This is a genomic window from Rhizobacter sp. P2_H2 (genome assembly GCF_056403375.1).
The window spans coordinates 1-1,183 of record NZ_JBFUFP010001380.1; the positions used below are offsets into that span (position 1 = coordinate 1).

A 1,183-nucleotide genomic window follows, 5' to 3' on the forward strand; every position below is an offset into this window, starting at 1 on the left:
TCGCCGTGCTGCAGGTCGTACAGCAGCCCCGTCAGCACCCCCAGCCGGCGCTCCAGCATCAGCCCGCCGACGCGCTCGCCATGGCGCTCGACCGGCAGCTCGCTGTGCAGCACCAGCCCGTCGTCCCACAGCAGCGTCGAATGGCCATCGCCCAGCGGCAACGCCACCGGTGCCGAGCGCAGCCGCGACGAACCGGCCTCCAGCAGCGACTCGTCGCGCCCGTTCTGCACGCGCAGCGCACTGAAATCCTGCCCGAGCAGGCTGGTCGCCACCTCGCGCAGGTCGTCGAACGCCTGCGCATCGACCGGATTCACCGCCAGCTGCGCCAGCGCCCGCTGCAACGCGAGCTGGCGCGACACGCTCTCGGCGATCTCCATCTCCTGCTTCAGGCTGTGCGCGAACGCGCCAGCATGGCCGCGCGCCGCCGTCTCCAGGCTGTCGGCCACCGTCATCTTGTAGGCGCGCTGCATCAGCGCGAAACCCGCGACGCCCGACACCACCGCCACCACGCCGAGCACGCCGACCGCCGTGCGGGTGATGCGGGCTTCCGGCCGCTCTCCCGACTCTCCCGGCGCCTCGGTCGACTCGCCCGCCAGCAGGCTCGACCACAGCGCCGCCCCCAGCACCACCAGCATCGCCATCACGGCCGCCGACATGCTGTTGAACGACAGCAGCCTGTACATCGCTTCCAGGTCCAGCACATAGCCGGCCAGCGCCGACAGCCCGACCGCCAGCGTGCCGTACACGCAGCACGACACCAGCAGCCCTCGCCAGCGCAGCGCCGGCCGGTGTTGCAGCCACAGCGCCAGGCCGGCGAACAGGAAACCGAGGCAGGTGTTCGGCGCGAGGCGCCCGGGGTGGGACGAACCCGACTGCATCGCCTGGTGCAGCGCCGGCGCGTCGATCCCGAGCTCGACGCCGCCCAGGTGCTCGGCCAGCACCAGCGCCGGCAGCAGCACCAGCAGCCCGGCGCACCACGCGAGCCGGCGTGACGGCACGCGCGGGTCGGTCCACAGCGCCAGTGCAGCGATCAGGCCCAGCAGGCCGGCGTTGAAGCTGGCCGGCACGGCATTCAGGAACAGGCGCGCCAGCTCGACGCGACCGCCGAGCACGCCGGCCACCACGCAGACGCCGACGCCGGCCAGCCACAGGGCGGCCAGGCGATGGAGCGGTACGCGGGGGA

At 73.0% G+C, this 1,183-nt stretch carries 1 protein-coding gene; it reads right to left on the reverse strand.

Annotation, left to right across the window (positions count from 1 at the left end; genetic code table 11):
* The coding region (locus AC1D15_RS33250) for a hypothetical protein (RefSeq protein ID WP_477829425.1) at positions 1–1,183 on the reverse strand (1,183 nt) is incomplete at both ends.